This is a genomic window from Leptospira sp. B5-022 (genome assembly GCF_000347035.1).
GTDB lineage: Bacteria > Spirochaetota > Leptospiria > Leptospirales > Leptospiraceae > Leptospira_B > Leptospira_B cinconiae.
The window spans coordinates 149093-163545 of sequence record NZ_ANIJ01000018.1; the positions used below are offsets into that span (position 1 = coordinate 149093).

Consider the following 14453-nt stretch of genomic DNA (forward strand, 5'->3'; position numbering starts at 1 on the left):
CTTTGAGCAAACACGGTTTTTTTCAAATCACACAAAAGGTTTTTTTGAGAAAAGGAAAGGAACTTCTCATTCTTAGGGACCGCAAATCCGGATTCGGAGACCTTCCCGGTGGAAGGATGAATGAGGACGAATTTTATGGAGACTGGCTGGAAAGTTTATCCAGAGAGTTAAAGGAAGAAATGGGAGAAGCTTGTGAGATCAAGATCCACCCGCGACCCATCCTCATCCATAAACATAGAGTCAGTGATGGAAATCATCCTTGTGTGATCGTTGCATATCACGGAGAATTTGTATCCGGTGAGATCAAACTTTCCGATGAGCATGATTATATTGCTTGGGTGGATGCTGCGACTTACAATCCTAAACCTTTATTTTTCGAATACATGTTAGATGCTCTGCAATTGTACCAAAAAGAATATGTTCCGATGATCCCGGATGGTAAATTAGATCTTAAAGGTTGGCCTGTATGAGCCCATTCGTTAGGAATGCACTCGCTTCCTTAGTTTTAGTTCCGATCTTCGCATTTATCGGATGGCTTCTATCGGGGGTTTCTTTAAGCGAAGAAGAATTCCAAAAAAGGATCTCTAAAAAGGAAACCAAATCAATTTCTTTAGGCTGGGATAGAAGGTCCGGAAATTTACTTATCGTTCAGTTGGAATTCAAACCTGAATATTTCACTAGAGAAGATAGATTCAGGGCTTGGTTGGAAGAGCCTCTTGCTCTGGCAAAAGAAAAGGGCTGGCTACAGAATTCCACGATCGTTGTTTTTCCACCAGAGATAGGAAATTACTTTTTCCTAATGGATTCCAGAAAGGAACTTTTGGATTCGGAGAATATCGAATCTGCTTGGAATTGGGCTCTGTTCTTCCAAAGGATCTCATTTAAAAACTTCTCCCATATCCTGGACGGAGAAGCGGTATCATTTACGATCGCCCAAGATTCCAAAGAAAGATACGAAAGGATTTTCGGAAGTCTAGCAAAGATGTATGGAGTTTCTATCTTGGCCGGAACGATTTGTTTACCTTCTCCTGAAGTGAAAGAAGGAAAACTTACCATTAAACCGGGCGACTGGCAGGAAAGAGCATACATACTCGATTCTTCCGGAAAGTTTTTAGAAGGATCTTTGCTTAGAACTTCTGCTCTTAAAACGGAAGGCATTCGGATGGCAGGTTCCGAAAAAGAAGTTCTTCCAGAAGTTTGGGTAGCAAATTTGTCCTCGGGTAGACTAGGGATCTTATTTACGGAAGACCTGAAATCTCCTCAGATGGAAGAGATTGTTAAAAAAACATACGTAAGTAAATTGATCGGACTTGGCTCCGAGGAAGACGAAGGCAAGTTCAGAGAATGGATCAAAAATTCTTCTTTTGAATCCAGCGGACAGGTACAGTTTTCCGGCAAAGTATGGAACCATGAATTTCCTGCAAAAAGTTTTGCTAAGACACGTTATGGTTCACCTGAGCCGATTGAAGGCCAAAAGGGAAACCTGATCATCAATATCTTTTTCTAAGATTATTTATCTCTGGCTTCTTCGTACAATTTGAGAATTCTCCAATCTTCTTCCGGAAAATCCAAATTGGTAAGGTACAATCCGCCTTTTTCGTTCTCGCACAGAATCTTGTTTTGATCCACAAGCCATATCCTTTCACAAAGTAAAGGTAAAACTTGGCTTTTGCGAGAAGGTCCCCAAAGGTGTACTTTGCCTGAATAATTGGAAACGAATTCGTTTTTACCCGGAAGTTTCCAAGGATTGATCTCTTTTCTGCTGATAGTGAATAACTTACTGCTAGAAGGTTTGCCTTTTCCGAATTGTAACCTTCTTAAATGAAGTCTACCGATGGAGCCGCCCAAATAATATGCGGAATCTCCGGTGCCATAGTAGATCAATGGACTGATAACTTCTTGGTCTATTCTTTCTACCGATTTTTTTTCGGGTTGGAAATAGTATAAATAGTATGACCCAGCGTTTCCGGAGAAGAGTAGGAAATCCTTTCCGATCGGATATAAATAGAATCTGGCTTTGAGTCCTGAAAAAGGTGGAACGATCTTTTCTTTAGAAACGATCAACTTAGGAGTTCTGGGTTCCACAGTTTTCTCTTCATATAGTTGGTTGTCTACGAAGTAGTAAATTTTAGAACCGTCGTCCGAAATCCCACCTCTGTTGCGACAAGATATCTGCGCACCAGACTCATACAGAAGATCATTATTTTTTAATGATATAGCAAACAAGCGGCAACCGTTTGTCATCGGATATTCGGCCAATGCAAAGTTTGCATTTAAGGAAACGGCAAGAGAAGCAGGGACTTCGTCCAAACTTTTAGATCCGTTGGACCCGTCGCTTGTATCTCGCCAAACCAGTTTACTATCTTCCAAATATACTAATCTTTTTCGGTCGTGGGAGAGTTCGACTATTCTTGGAGTTTCCGGTTTTTCGGTAGAAAGAACTTCGTCGTCGGATTTGGGTTTTATCAGATAATCCTTTAACATGCCGGAAGCTTTTTCGTAATTCTGTTCTTCCAGTAGTTCTTGGATCTCTTCTATTAAACTTTCCTGTTTACTTTTGCAGTTCCAGGAAAGAAAAATCAGTAATAAGAAAGATAAGGCTCTGATCATTTTATAGAACTTAGATTTTGAGTTCAGGCAGTTTCCTCAGCCCAAGGCTCGTCCGATCGGACGCTGATGATATCTTTAGAAAATAATTTCTGAGCTCTTGAGGCAACGTTCTTAGTTTCCAAAAAGGAATATCCTCCGGAGAGCAAGGAACCGAAAATCGGGAGCCAAAATCCGTTTTTAGGTTTTGAAAACTTCTTCCCTTTGACGAGGTTTTTCGCGATCTGATAGGTCGCTTCTTGTAAGAGTTTCCAGGCAATTGGCCGGATCAAAACCCTAGCTCCGACATCTTTGAGAACGTTTCGAAAGAACGAGGTCTTGTCCTTGAATAAACAATAAGCCATAAGTTCCGGAGTCACCTGATGCTCTTTTCCATATAAAGCGGCGATGTCTTTTACCAATTTACTTTGGAGCCTTAAGACTAAAATAATTTCGGGGGCCAAGGTAACAAGTCCCAAACGGCCCTGAGGTAGGGCAAGAGCAGCACTCGCCGCTCCGGTTTGGAGAGAAGTTTTTTGGGTCAGTTCCTGTATGAGCTCTTCGGGAGAGCCTATGGTCTTTGCATAGGGGCTGCGATAAGAATGCAGACCGGATAAAAGATTCAGTATCTGATCGGAAACTGCGGAAAGAATCGAATTGTAGTTTTCCATGTAGAGGAGTAAGGTACCAAGGCAATGGGATACGGTTTCTATGTTAGATAGACTAGAAAAAATACAACAAAAATACCTCAAAATATCGGACGAACTTACTACCGCGTCCAACCCGGATGATTTGAAACGACTTTATAAGGAACGTTCCCGACTCACGCCCTTATTCGATAAAATTACCGAATACCAAAAAGTAATTCAGAATAAAAAAGACGCCGAAGAACTTTTAAAAACGGAAAAAGACGGGGATATGCGCTCCATGTACGAAGAAGAGCGCAAAGAAGCGGAAGAAAGGATAGAAAGTTTGGAGAAGGAGTTGGAAATCCTACTTCTTCCTCCGGATCCGAATTCCGGAAAAAACATATTACTCGAGATAAGAGCAGGGACCGGCGGAGAAGAAGCAGGATTGTTCGTATCCGACTTGTTTAGAATGTACACCAAGTTTGCGGATAAGCAAGGCATCCGTCATGAGATCATAGATTCTTCTCCCACTGGGATCGGTGGATTAAAAGAGATCATATTCGCAATGGAAAACGATAAAGCATACGATCTTTTTAAATTCGAAGCGGGAACTCATAGAGTACAAAGAATTCCAGCAACGGAATCCGGTGGAAGGATTCATACAAGTGCGGTGACAGTTGCAGTTCTGCCGGAAGCCGAAGAATCGGAGATCAATATCAACGAAAACGATCTAAGAATAGATGTATATCGTTCTTCCGGATCCGGCGGTCAGCACGTTAACACCACCGACTCTGCGGTTCGTATCACTCACATTCCGACCGGGATCGCAGTTGCTTGCCAGGATGAAAAATCCCAGCACAAGAACAAAGCAAAAGCGATGAGGATCTTAAGCGCTCGGATCTTAGAAAAGCAGGCGGAAGAAAAAAAGGCCGCAGCCGATGCTCTTAAAAAACAAATGGTTGGTTCAGGCGACAGATCCGAAAGAATACGAACATATAATTTTCCACAAGGAAGATGTACGGATCATAGGATCGGATTTACTAGTCATAATCTTTCTGCTATAATGGAAGGAGATCTGGACGACCTGATCAACGCTTTAACGGAAGAAGACAGAGTCAAACGTCTCGCAAATTCACAGGCAAATTAGAACCGTTTTAGACTTCTGCTCGTCCAACCGAATAAAGTTGATGTTTCTGCCTTAAATTTTGCGATGGTAATCAAAGTATGATACTAGAGATAGAAGAACCGCATCGAAGGATCTGCGGGGAAAGAATACCGTTTGAAAACATTCACGCGGTTTCCATGAGCCTTCCGGAAGTCGCCGATGTAATCGGATACGAAGAAAAAAGGACCGAAACTCTTTCTAGACTAAAAGCCGGATATCCTCGATTTGTAGCTCATGCTTATATAGAAAAAATTTTAGATTATAATCGTGAAACCAAAGGGGTGGATGGCCCTCAGTTTATCGTAAACTCTCGCAAAGCCGCCGATCATATCGTTTCCTTTTTTCAAATAGAAGACGCAAAGGTCATAGAAGATGAAGGTATCATTACTTTAACCATACCTTCCCATAAAGAAAACGAATCCAAAATATTATCATTCATCCAACATACAGGATGTTTATTATCTTCTCGTAAGGCGGAGGATTATTTATTCAAAAAAGGACTTATAGATTCCATATACATAGAAGAATCTAGAAAAGAAAAACCTTATGAAAGGGTAGAAGGATCACTATCCTCTTTGTATCCGGGCAAAAACCTACAAGTATATCTCGCAACTTCCGGAATGAATGCCGTTTATGCTGCATTTAGAGCATTGGACAAAGTCCGTGCCAAAGAAGGAAAAGATATCTGGCTCAGGCTCGGATGGCTGTACGTGGATAATATCAGAATATTAGAAAAATATTCTAGAGGCTCTCATATTTTCCACGATGTGGTCGATCTAAAGGAACTGGAAGAGTTCCTCATTAAAGAGGGCCATAGAGTTGCGGCAATCCTTACGGAATCTCCTACAAATCCTCTCATCCAAGTCCCCGATTATCCGGAACTTAAAAAACTTTTAGAAAAATACGGAATTCCATTGGTAGCGGATATTTCCGTAGCGGGTTCCGCAGTAGTGGATCTTTCTCCTTACGCGGATGTGATCGTGGAGAGTTTGACCAAGTTTGCATCCGGAAATGCGGACGTTATGATGGGCGCTTTATTTTTGAATCCTTCTTCTCCTTATTTCGAGACATTAAAAAAAGATTCTCCGGAGTTTTTGGAAACTCCTTACGTGAGGGATTGCGAACGTATGTCCTTCGAATTAGAAGGGTATATAGAAAGAGTGAGAGAGATCGGAAAAAATGCGGCGATACTTGCGAACTTCTTTTCAAATCATCCAAAGATCAAGGCGGTTCATTGGAGCGGTTCCGAAGAAAATCACGGAAACTTTTCCAAGATTGCAAGAGACAAGGATCTGCATTGCGGGGTGATTACGATCGAACCCGGAGTTCCTCTGGAACCGTTTTACAATTCTTTAAGATTGTTAAAAGGGCCGAGTTTCGGGACCGAATTCACCCTAAATATGTTATACATGTATTTGGCTCATTATGAATTAGTGTCCACGGAAGCGGGAAGAGGTTTCCTGCGAGAAGTAGGATTAGATCCGAGTCTTATCCGAATTTCCATCGGAAGAGAAAATCCGGAACTTCTAATCGCGGAATACAAAAAAGCTCTGGGAGATTAACTCGCCAGAGCCAAAAATTTGAACGGTTCTAAAGAAGGCGACCCTCGGGCAACTTAGGCGGCAGAACGAACACTTTGTAGTTTGCCGCTAGTCTCGGATTCGGACTGTAAAACATTCTTATACAAGATCCTGAATAATCCGAATTTAGAAATTCCTAATATATAGATCACTAAGCCGGAAACGATTGCCCCAAGGATCCAGCCCAGTTGATGCAGTATCACACTGGATATGATCGCAAATCCCAGGGCGCCTACGAACACAGTCGCTAAAAAAGCAATTGTAGAGGTTAAACCGGAAGGAGATTTTCTGACGGAAAATTCTCCCGAGCCTCCTAATACCCAACCTTCTTTTTCGATCCTCAAAAGAGAAACGATCAGAACAGGAATTAGGATCACACCCATTGCATATAAAGTGATCGCAACATCCGAGGTTAACCAGTTGATCGCCGTTCCCCAGGTCCAGTTCGTTTGGAATTGTTCCACAGATTCGGAGAAAAATCTTTTATAACCTGTCCCATCCCATCCATGAACAAGAATGAAGAACATACCGAAATATCCGGCAGGAACTTGTAGATAAGCTAAGAAATTTTTTCCTGCTTCCAATAATTTCCAAACGACCCAAAAACCCAAAATACCTTGAGAAATATTCGTTAAACCGAATAAAGCTACCAACCAACCCGGAATGGTCTTGTCTCCGGCGTGCATTGTTTCCCAGCTAGTAAACTGCCAAACAAGGTACAAGCCGGACGGAGCGAATAATAAACCTAAATAAAGAAGGTTAAAGATGAAGTAGGTATTTTTCCAAAATGGGACCTTCTCCTCTTCTTTTGTAACGGAAGGAATAGAACCGACGGTGCTTTCTCCTTCCTGCAATTTTTTAATTTGGCGAGCTGCGGCCATTGCATAACCGGCTCCCAGGCCGTAGGCCCAAAAAACATCCACTTGAACCATTGGATTGAACTCTCCTCACCTTTATTAAGCATAAGAATGACATGTCATTCAGTTTTTGTCAATAGAGAAATGAAAAATTTCCAAGAAAAACGGGTTTTACTTTAGCATCCGAATGACGTATCTGTCATTTCGATTGGGTGGGAATTTTCATTAAACAGGGAAATTATGAAAAGAACCACAATAAGCTTAATGTTACTTCTACTCTTTCTACTTGATTGTAGATTCTTAGGGATCGGCTCCGAGTCTCTAGAGGATTTGAAAGCGAAGTATACAAACTCTGAATCCAAGTTCGCTCCGATAGGAGACCTGAACATCCATTATAGGGACGAAGGCCAAGGACCAGTAATCATACTCTTACACGGTGTATGTTCTTCTTTACATACCTGGGATGTTTGGGCGGAGTTATTAAAGTCTCGTTATCGGGTCATTCGTATAGATCTGCCCGGCCATGGACTTACCGGTCCTCCGGAAGATCTAGAAAAATTGAATTTGGAGGAAGGTGTAGAAGTTCTGAACAAATTTTTGGAATATCTAAAAGTGGATTCCTTCTATTTGGTGGGAAATTCCATGGGCGGTTATATTTCTTGGAATTACGTATTAAAATATCCTAATAAAGTCCAAAAGTTGGTATTAATAGATGCGGCCGGGTATGCACAACCTATGCCTCCAATGATCGCCTTAGGAAGTAATCCTATCGTAAGTCCGTTTGCACGCTATATGCTGCCGAGTTTTATGGTGGAAAAAAGTGTGGATGAGGTTTACGGAGATCCTTCTAAGATCACACCTGAGATCAAAACAAGATATGTGGATCTTTCGAGAAGGGAAGGGAATCGACAGGCTTATAATTATTTTTTCAGGACGGCTAGGGAGAAGTTTACGGACCCTAAAATTTCGGAAGGGATCAAATCCGTAAAAACTCCAACTCTAGTTATGTGGGGAAAAGAAGATCATTGGCTAAAACTCGAATACGCCCAGAATTGGATTAAAGATATTCAAAATTCTAAGTTTATCACTTACGAGGGTGCGGGGCATATTCCTATGGAGGAAATTCCGGAAATAACCGCAAAAGATCTGGTACAGTTCCTTACGTTATAGGGATAAAATCTAACGTTTGCCCATTCCTTCCAGCATAAGGGTGGGCATTTCTTCCAACCAACGTTTTGCAAATTTAGAATCCACTTTAGAAGATAAGTTAATACGTATTCCTTCGAACATCATTGCGTTTACTGCTTGGGATGCAATGCGAGTATCCAATTCTTTCCTTAAAAATCCTTTTTTTACACCATTCTTTAGGTACAACTCTGTGAGCCTGGCGCTTTTATCGATGCCCAACTGCACCTTTCTTTTTACGGTTTCATCCAAGGCCATTGCTTCGAAAAAAACGATCTTTGCTTGCCTTGGATCCTTGCTGAAAAGTTGAAATAGTTCCCAGCCTATATTCTTGATCTGATTCCTATATTCTTCGATCGTGTTTGATTTTTCAGGGCTTTCTTTGCGCACCACTTCCAATAATCCGAGAAGGATACGGTCCACTAACGCATGTAGGATATCTAATTTATTCTTAAAATAGCGATAACAGGTCCCATGGCCTATATTTAATTTTCCGGCTATATCCGCAATACCTGCCTCATGGTACCCTTTTTCTGAGAAGACATCCAATGCAGCTTCCAGGATCTGTTCTCTTCTTGCTTCTGCCCTGTTGGCAATCGGACTAGGCGGAGTTGTTCTCATGTTCTCCTTACTCCGATTTGGAGAACTTGTCCGCAAGGAATTTTCCTAATTCGGAAGTTCAAAACGGATTTGGAAATTGGCTCCTTGATTTTTGGAGCTAGAAAAATCCAATTTTCCTTTTAATTGTTTAGTAAGAACCTGGACCAAAGTTAAACCGAAAGAATGAGTTGCGATCGGATCCAACTCATTTGGCAAACCGATCCCATTGTCCGAAACTTCTAAAAGAACGATCTTTTCTATTTTTTGGAGTTTAACTTGTATCTTAGGTCTTCCGTCGGAAGGAGAATAATTTTGGGGAAATGCATACTTGAAAGAATTCGTGAGAAGTTCGTTCAATGCAAGCCCTAGCGGAATTGCGATACTAATTTCCAAATGAATGGGACTGGATATCACATCCACTCTTGTTTCCGCTCCGATCTTATACGCAGTCCTAATCTTTTCCACTAGCCTTCTGGAATATCCGGAAAATTCCACATTGCCTAGATCGTTGGACTGGTACAATTCGTCATGGATGAGCGCCATGGTTTGGATCCTGTTTTGGCTTTCCGCAAATGCCTCGTGGATTTTTGGATCGTTTTCGTATTCGGACTGAAGACTAAATAAACTGGAAATCACCTGTAGATTGTTTTTTACTCTATGATGAATTTCTTTCAGCATCACTTCCTTTTCTTTTAAGGAGGATTTTAATTGTCTCTCGGCTTGTTTTTTGTCCGTGATCTCGGCGACTGTAACGATAGTAGAGGAAAATGTTTCCTCGAATTCCGGAGCCAAGGACCAACGTATGGATGCTTCGAATTGTTTTCCACTACAGGTGGATAACGTAACTTCCGTATGAAGTACTCTTGCTCCAAAATGGATCCGGGTTAGAAGTTTTTTAAAATAATGATCGTTTCCCTTTCTAAAAAAGTTTCTGGCAAGGAATAGGACTTCTTCCTTCGAGCTTGATTCGAATAGTCGAACGGATTCTTTATTAGCATCCACGACACTTACCGTTTCATAACATTCGGAAACGAATTTAGGATTTGTTTTTAGGAATTTAGTGAATTCCTTTTTAGACATCCTGGGTAATTCGCCGAGCATTCTTCGTACTTTGGAGTAATCACATTCTAAAATTGCGATCGGAACATTCTCGAATAATCCTTTATAGATCGCTTCACTTGCTCCTAAAAACCGATATGAACGATCCAGTTCTTGGGTCCTTTCAGCGACCAACTTTTCCAATTTTTGATGAGAGAGGAAAAGTTTCTCTTCAGTATCCATTCTCTCCTTTACAACTGCCAGTGCCAAAAGAGAAGCGATCGAGATCGCAGAAAGGAAACTTTGCAAAAGTAGAAGTGAAACTTCTTTGGACGCAGGGAAATTATAGGAATGCCCTTGTGCAGTCCCTATTATCGCAACGAAAGAAACGATTATCAGTACGAGAGAAGATTCCCTTCCTCCAAACCTGAGAGAAACAAGCGAAATGACAGCGATCAGAAGATAGGAAAGCGGAAAATAGGCAGGTACTTTGTTGATGGTAAAGAAGTAAAAGATCCCGGCCCCTAATAAAATTAAGAAGGAAACGAGCCCCGCACTCTCTTTCCAAGAATGTACACGGAATCTTGCTACTCCCGGCCCTAGCCAACTTAAGAAAAACGGAAAGTAAACGAATACTCCTAAAGAATCCCCCATCCACCAAATGATCCAGGTAGGAAAAAGAGAATTTAAATCGATGATCCCTAAAAGTAGAAGCCCTGAACATGCGATTGTTGCAGCGATAATACAAACGAACGTTTCTATCCAAAGAAATTTAAGAACGAAGGATGGGTTCTTTGTAAGGTCCAATTGTGGGATAAATTTTTTATATAAATAGGTTCCCGTAAAAGATTGAAGAGTACTGCCGCAGGCGATCAAAATCGCCGCCCAAAAGTATACGTTTAGTTCCTGTCCCGGAAAATTTTCGTGTCGGATCTGGCAGTTGTATAGAAAGGAACCTGTGAATATCCCGAAAAAGGAAACTTTTCCGAATAATAAAGGTGTGACCAGTCCCCAACCGGATGCGGGCCATATAGGAGAGGCGTAATCCGAAAAATTCCCAAAGGATTCTCCGAATTTTCCCAAAAGAAAATAAACGGAAGCCACTAGAAAAACTATGGCAGTTGATTGGACGTATTTTAGGGATCGAGATAACATTAATCTTAGAATCTTCTTCATTTCGCTTTTAGGATTCGGAAGCGGCTGAGAATAAGGTTTTAAGACCTTTTCCGATGATTTCCTATCTATTTCAAAACTCCAAGAAACCCTTTATTTATTTAGGAGAAGGTTTCTCTGAAGAGGGATGTCTAGTTCTAACAGAGCCGAATGAGATTCTTACTACTAATCGACGAAGTGAAGCAAGGAAATTCCTCTTAGAAATTCAAAACAAGATCTCCCAAGGGTATCATGCCGCGGGTTGGATTTCCTACGAAGCAGGAGAATTATTTTTAAACCCTGGTAATATGGAAGAAGTTTTCGAAAATCCTCTTTTTTGGTTCGGGATTTTTTCCGAACCAAAAGTTTTAGACCTTGGGGAAATTTCCGAGTGGGAATCAAAATATAAAGACAAAGGTTATTCCGCAAAAATCGGATCCGGAATGGATCAAAAGGAATACGAAAAGATCCTTCGTAAAATCAGGAATTTTCTCTATGAAGGTGATATTTATCAGGTCAATTTCACCTTTCCCTTGGAAATAGAATTAGAAGGTTCTCTCGGAAGATTGTTTTTCGAGCTAAGAAAAAAGCAACCTGTTCCGTATGAGGCTTGGATCCATACAGGAGATTCTATTCCGACACAAAGAGATATTCTTTCATTCTCACCCGAACTGTTTTGGGAAAAAAAATCCAATCAGATCAGGACTGTTCCGATGAAAGGGACCAGACCCAGAGGAAAAAATTCCGAGGAAGATCAAAAATTAAAACTGGAACTTTTCCGATCGGAAAAGGACAGAGCGGAAAATTTAATGATCACCGACCTTCTTCGCAACGATTTGGGACGGATTTCTTTACCCGGTTCCGTGGAAGTTTCTAAATTATTTTCCATCGAGGAATACCCTACCGTTTTTCAGATGACTAGTGAGATACGTTCCAAACTTTCATCGGATATAAAATGGACAGATATTCTGGAGGCATTATTTCCGGGAGGTTCGATCACCGGAGCTCCGAAAAAAAGGTCTTCGGAGATCATTCAAAGTTTGGAAAAAAAGAGAGGAGTTTATACGGGGGGAATATTCTATCTGTCTCCTCAAAAAGAAATTTCTTCCATTGCGATCCGCACGCTCGAATTTTTACAAGATTCTTCCGGACAAAAAAGAGGAAGAATGGGAGTGGGTTCCGGAATTACGATCAATTCCGATCCGAACGAAGAATGGGAAGAATGTTGGTCCAAGGCTAAATTTTTGAACGATACAAAGGAAAATTTTTACCTTTTCACCACTACAATCTGCAAAAGAAGAAAGATCTATTTTTTGAACGATCATAAAGAAAGAATGAGAACATCCGCGAAAGAATTCGGTTTCAGTTGGAAAGAAGAAGAGTGGGAATCCGCCGTTGGTGAAGCGACCGGCAAGATTAATTCCGATAATAATTATAAAGTGAAAATTATTCTTTTATCCAGTGGAGAGTTTAAATCCGAAGTTTCCGAATTTGATTCGGGCCCCAAAGAGGGGAAGATTTTATTTAGCGGAACTTCTACAGATAAAAAAAATCGGTTCTTTTACCATAAGACGAATATTCGGGAAATTTTTTCGGAAGGATATGAGTCTGCAACTTCTAAAGGTTATATTGATAGGATCTATACAAATAGGGAAGGTCATTTGACAGAGGGCGCTATTCATTCTATCTTTCTTTTTCTAAATAGGGAATGGATCACACCTTCCTTGGAGGAAGGAATTCTTCCCGGGGTGGCTCGTAAACGATGGATCAAAAAACTGAAAGCAAAGGAGAGAAGAATCTCCAAAGAGGACCTAATCCTCGCATCCAAGATCATTTTGGTGAATTCTCTTAGGGGGATTAGAAGAGTTACCGGGGTAGATTTCGAATGAGAAGTTTTTTAGGACTTACTCTTCCCGATCCTATAAAATCGGATCTGGAAAAGATCTGTTTCGGTTTGGAAGAGATCCGCTGGGTTTCTCCGGAAAATTTTCATACTACCTTAGTGTTTTTGGGCGAATTAAAATCCGAAGAAATTGAAAAGGTTTCCGAGATCTGCAACCAAATCTCCGAAAAAAGTTTTTCTTTAGAGATCAAAGGTGTAGGTTTCTTTGGGAATAAATTTCCCGAAGTTTTATACGTGGGTGTGACACTTTCAGAGGAATTGAAAAAACTACAAAAAGTTTTGGAATCCACTCTCAGAAGGGAAGGTTTCTCGATCGATAAAAGGGATTATAAACCCCATATTACTATCGGAAGATTCAAAAGGACCCCTGAAAAACGTTTGGATCTTTATTTAAACGAATTCTCCGGATTCCAAACCGACATAGTTCCTGTGTCGGAATTCCATCTATTTTCTAGTCGCAGTGGAGCGAACGGTCAGGTATACTCGGTCGAAGAATCGTACCCTCTGCTTTCGGAATAAATGGAAAACCCCAGACAAAATCAGTATTCTCCTATCCGGGACTTTTCCGATTTTTTTGCGGACCCTAGACATTCTGTGGAAGAGGTGGTCGGTATCGGTGGAGATCTAAAGCCGGATCGTCTTTTATATGCATATACTCGAGGGATTTTTCCTTGGGCCGACAAACCTTTACTTTGGTTCTCTTTGGATCCGAGAGCTATCTTTGACCTAAATGTTCTTCATATTAGTTCCAGGGTCCACCGAAGGATCCGACAAAAAAAGTTCACAGTCACTTTCAATCGGGCGTTTGAACAAGTTATGCGTTGCTGCGCATTTAGAACGGAAGAACAAACATGGATAACGGAAAACTTTTTACAAGGTTTTACCAACTTTCATAAGGAAGGTTATGCTCATAGCGTAGAGGTTTGGGATGAGAACGGACGGTTAGGCGGGGGATTATATGGGGTGGCTATCGGTAAATTTTTTGCCGGAGAGTCTATGTTCTCCTTTTTGCCTGACTTTGGGAAGATCGGACTCTATTTTCTGTTTGAAGCATTGAAGAAGGACCATTTTACATTATTCGATACCCAACAAATGAATCCGGTTACTTTGAACCTGGGGGCTTATGAGATCCCGAAGGATAAATTTTTGGACCGTCTGTCACTCGCTGTAGCCGTCCCGAACAAATGGGTCCCTCCTATGGATGAAATCTGATTTTTATGTAAAATGGATTTGATTTGCCTCGCATAATAATAAAATTACGACACAAACCAAAGTTTCTATAGGAAGATCATAATGAACCTATCCAAAAAAATTCTTGTTACCCTTCTTGTCTCTGCAATCGCTCTTTTCGGTTTCACCGGAGTGAGCGCACAAGAGACTACCGGCGATGCTCCTGCGAAGACTGAAGATGCCGGCGCTTCTAAAGCTGAGAAAAAAGAAAAAAAAGCTAAGAAGAAAAAAGGTAAGAAAAAACACCATAAGAAGCATAAGAAAGATTCCAAAAAAGGAAAAGAAGAAGGAACCAAGTCTGACGCTACCCCTGCTCCTGCAGAAGAAGGCGCTGGCGAAGAACAACAGTAATATTTTTCCTTTCTCACTCCGTTCGAGGTTTTCTCGAACGGAGTTTTCTCTTTTTACTCATCCTTTCTTCGATTTTGCACTGCACCTACACTTTGAGTAATTCTAAAATTTAGTTGACGGGTCGCCTTCTTACATTAACCTAAACGCGCTTTATGCCATAAGCGTAATATATCCCTT

General features: G+C 41.0%; 14 protein-coding genes. 9 read left to right on the top strand and 5 right to left on the bottom strand.

Annotated elements, in window-relative coordinates; translation table 11 throughout:
• Positions 1 to 2: 2 nt before the first annotated feature.
• A complete protein-coding gene (locus tag LEP1GSC192_RS08670; RefSeq protein WP_020769740.1) occupies positions 3 to 470 on the top strand; it encodes an NUDIX domain-containing protein in 468 nt (155 codons plus the stop codon).
• A complete protein-coding gene (locus LEP1GSC192_RS08675) occupies positions 467 to 1507 on the top strand; it encodes a hypothetical protein (RefSeq protein WP_020769602.1) in 1041 nt (346 codons plus the stop codon). Before LEP1GSC192_RS08670 ends, LEP1GSC192_RS08675 begins: the two co-directional genes overlap by 4 nt.
• A gap of 2 nt (positions 1508 to 1509) precedes the next feature.
• Here LEP1GSC192_RS08675 and LEP1GSC192_RS08680 read toward each other — a convergent pair whose 3' ends face one another.
• Positions 1510 to 2610 carry a hypothetical protein gene (locus LEP1GSC192_RS08680; RefSeq protein ID WP_020769497.1) on the bottom strand — a complete coding sequence of 367 codons (1101 nt, stop codon included), beginning with the start codon at positions 2608 to 2610 and terminating at the stop codon, positions 1510 to 1512.
• Positions 2611 to 2633: 23 nt separating this feature from the next.
• On the bottom strand, positions 2634 to 3257 hold the full coding sequence (locus tag LEP1GSC192_RS08685; protein WP_020769880.1) for a hypothetical protein: 624 nt from the start codon (positions 3255 to 3257) through the stop codon (positions 2634 to 2636).
• Positions 3258 to 3297: 40 nt separating this feature from the next.
• Between LEP1GSC192_RS08685 and prfA the strand changes: the two genes are divergently transcribed.
• Both prfA and LEP1GSC192_RS08695 read left to right on the top strand, forming a co-directional pair.
• A complete protein-coding gene (gene prfA / locus LEP1GSC192_RS08690; RefSeq protein ID WP_020769727.1) occupies positions 3298 to 4362 on the top strand; it encodes a peptide chain release factor 1 in 1065 nt (354 codons plus the stop codon).
• Positions 4363 to 4439: 77 nt separating this feature from the next.
• Positions 4440 to 5942: a PLP-dependent transferase gene (locus LEP1GSC192_RS08695; RefSeq protein ID WP_020769619.1), complete on the top strand. Its 1503-nt coding sequence runs from the start codon at positions 4440 to 4442 to the stop codon at positions 5940 to 5942.
• Positions 5943 to 5995: 53 nt separating this feature from the next.
• Here the strand turns inward: LEP1GSC192_RS08695 and LEP1GSC192_RS08700 are convergent, their stop codons facing one another.
• Positions 5996 to 6892, bottom strand: coding sequence for a hypothetical protein (locus LEP1GSC192_RS08700; RefSeq protein WP_020769811.1), 897 nt, complete (start codon positions 6890 to 6892; stop codon positions 5996 to 5998).
• A gap of 165 nt (positions 6893 to 7057) precedes the next feature.
• Between LEP1GSC192_RS08700 and LEP1GSC192_RS08705 the strand changes: the two genes are divergently transcribed.
• On the top strand, positions 7058 to 7987 hold the full coding sequence (locus LEP1GSC192_RS08705; RefSeq protein ID WP_232420992.1) for an alpha/beta fold hydrolase: 930 nt from the start codon (positions 7058 to 7060) through the stop codon (positions 7985 to 7987).
• A gap of 9 nt (positions 7988 to 7996) precedes the next feature.
• Here LEP1GSC192_RS08705 and LEP1GSC192_RS08710 read toward each other — a convergent pair whose 3' ends face one another.
• Both LEP1GSC192_RS08710 and LEP1GSC192_RS08715 read right to left on the bottom strand, forming a co-directional pair.
• Positions 7997 to 8623 carry a TetR/AcrR family transcriptional regulator gene (locus tag LEP1GSC192_RS08710; protein WP_020769653.1) on the bottom strand — a complete coding sequence of 209 codons (627 nt, stop codon included), beginning with the start codon at positions 8621 to 8623 and terminating at the stop codon, positions 7997 to 7999.
• Positions 8624 to 8668: 45 nt separating this feature from the next.
• Positions 8669 to 10795, bottom strand: coding sequence for a histidine kinase dimerization/phosphoacceptor domain -containing protein (locus tag LEP1GSC192_RS08715; protein WP_232420993.1), 2127 nt, complete (start codon positions 10793 to 10795; stop codon positions 8669 to 8671).
• Positions 10796 to 10869: 74 nt separating this feature from the next.
• Between LEP1GSC192_RS08715 and pabB the strand changes: the two genes are divergently transcribed.
• From pabB to LEP1GSC192_RS08735, 4 genes are all read left to right on the top strand, one after another.
• Entirely contained in the window at positions 10870 to 12681 is a 1812-nt protein-coding gene (pabB, locus tag LEP1GSC192_RS08720; protein WP_020769662.1) for an aminodeoxychorismate synthase component I, read from the top strand.
• Positions 12678 to 13214, top strand: coding sequence for an RNA 2',3'-cyclic phosphodiesterase (gene thpR / locus LEP1GSC192_RS08725; protein ID WP_020769533.1), 537 nt, complete (start codon positions 12678 to 12680; stop codon positions 13212 to 13214). Before pabB ends, thpR begins: the two co-directional genes overlap by 4 nt.
• Before the next feature lie 33 nt (positions 13215 to 13247).
• Positions 13248 to 13907, top strand: a complete 660-nt coding sequence (gene aat, locus LEP1GSC192_RS08730; protein WP_036089612.1) for a leucyl/phenylalanyl-tRNA--protein transferase — start codon at positions 13248 to 13250, stop codon at positions 13905 to 13907.
• Positions 13908 to 13988: 81 nt separating this feature from the next.
• Entirely contained in the window at positions 13989 to 14276 is a 288-nt protein-coding gene (locus tag LEP1GSC192_RS08735; RefSeq protein ID WP_020769682.1) for a hypothetical protein, read from the top strand.
• Positions 14277 to 14453 lie beyond the last annotated feature (177 nt).

What these genes read in the sequence shown, in the direction of transcription:
- LEP1GSC192_RS08675 (WP_020769602.1), top strand. Translation starts at nt 467, where the DNA reads ATGAGCCCATTCGTTAGGAATGCACTCGCTTCCTTAGTTTTAGTTCCG.
- LEP1GSC192_RS08680 (WP_020769497.1), bottom strand. Translation starts at nt 2,610, where the DNA reads ATGATCAGAGCCTTATCTTTCTTATTACTGATTTTTCTTTCCTGGAAC.
- LEP1GSC192_RS08685 (WP_020769880.1), bottom strand. Translation starts at nt 3,257, where the DNA reads ATGGAAAACTACAATTCGATTCTTTCCGCAGTTTCCGATCAGATACTG.
- prfA (WP_020769727.1), top strand. Translation starts at nt 3,298, where the DNA reads ATGTTAGATAGACTAGAAAAAATACAACAAAAATACCTCAAAATATCG.
- LEP1GSC192_RS08695 (WP_020769619.1), top strand. Translation starts at nt 4,440, where the DNA reads ATGATACTAGAGATAGAAGAACCGCATCGAAGGATCTGCGGGGAAAGA.
- LEP1GSC192_RS08700 (WP_020769811.1), bottom strand. Translation starts at nt 6,892, where the DNA reads ATGGTTCAAGTGGATGTTTTTTGGGCCTACGGCCTGGGAGCCGGTTAT.
- LEP1GSC192_RS08705 (WP_232420992.1), top strand. Translation starts at nt 7,058, where the DNA reads ATGAAAAGAACCACAATAAGCTTAATGTTACTTCTACTCTTTCTACTT.
- LEP1GSC192_RS08710 (WP_020769653.1), bottom strand. Translation starts at nt 8,623, where the DNA reads ATGAGAACAACTCCGCCTAGTCCGATTGCCAACAGGGCAGAAGCAAGA.
- LEP1GSC192_RS08715 (WP_232420993.1), bottom strand. Translation starts at nt 10,795, where the DNA reads ATGTTATCTCGATCCCTAAAATACGTCCAATCAACTGCCATAGTTTTT.
- pabB (WP_020769662.1), top strand. Translation starts at nt 10,870, where the DNA reads ATGATTTCCTATCTATTTCAAAACTCCAAGAAACCCTTTATTTATTTA.
- thpR (WP_020769533.1), top strand. Translation starts at nt 12,678, where the DNA reads ATGAGAAGTTTTTTAGGACTTACTCTTCCCGATCCTATAAAATCGGAT.
- LEP1GSC192_RS08735 (WP_020769682.1), top strand. Translation starts at nt 13,989, where the DNA reads ATGAACCTATCCAAAAAAATTCTTGTTACCCTTCTTGTCTCTGCAATC.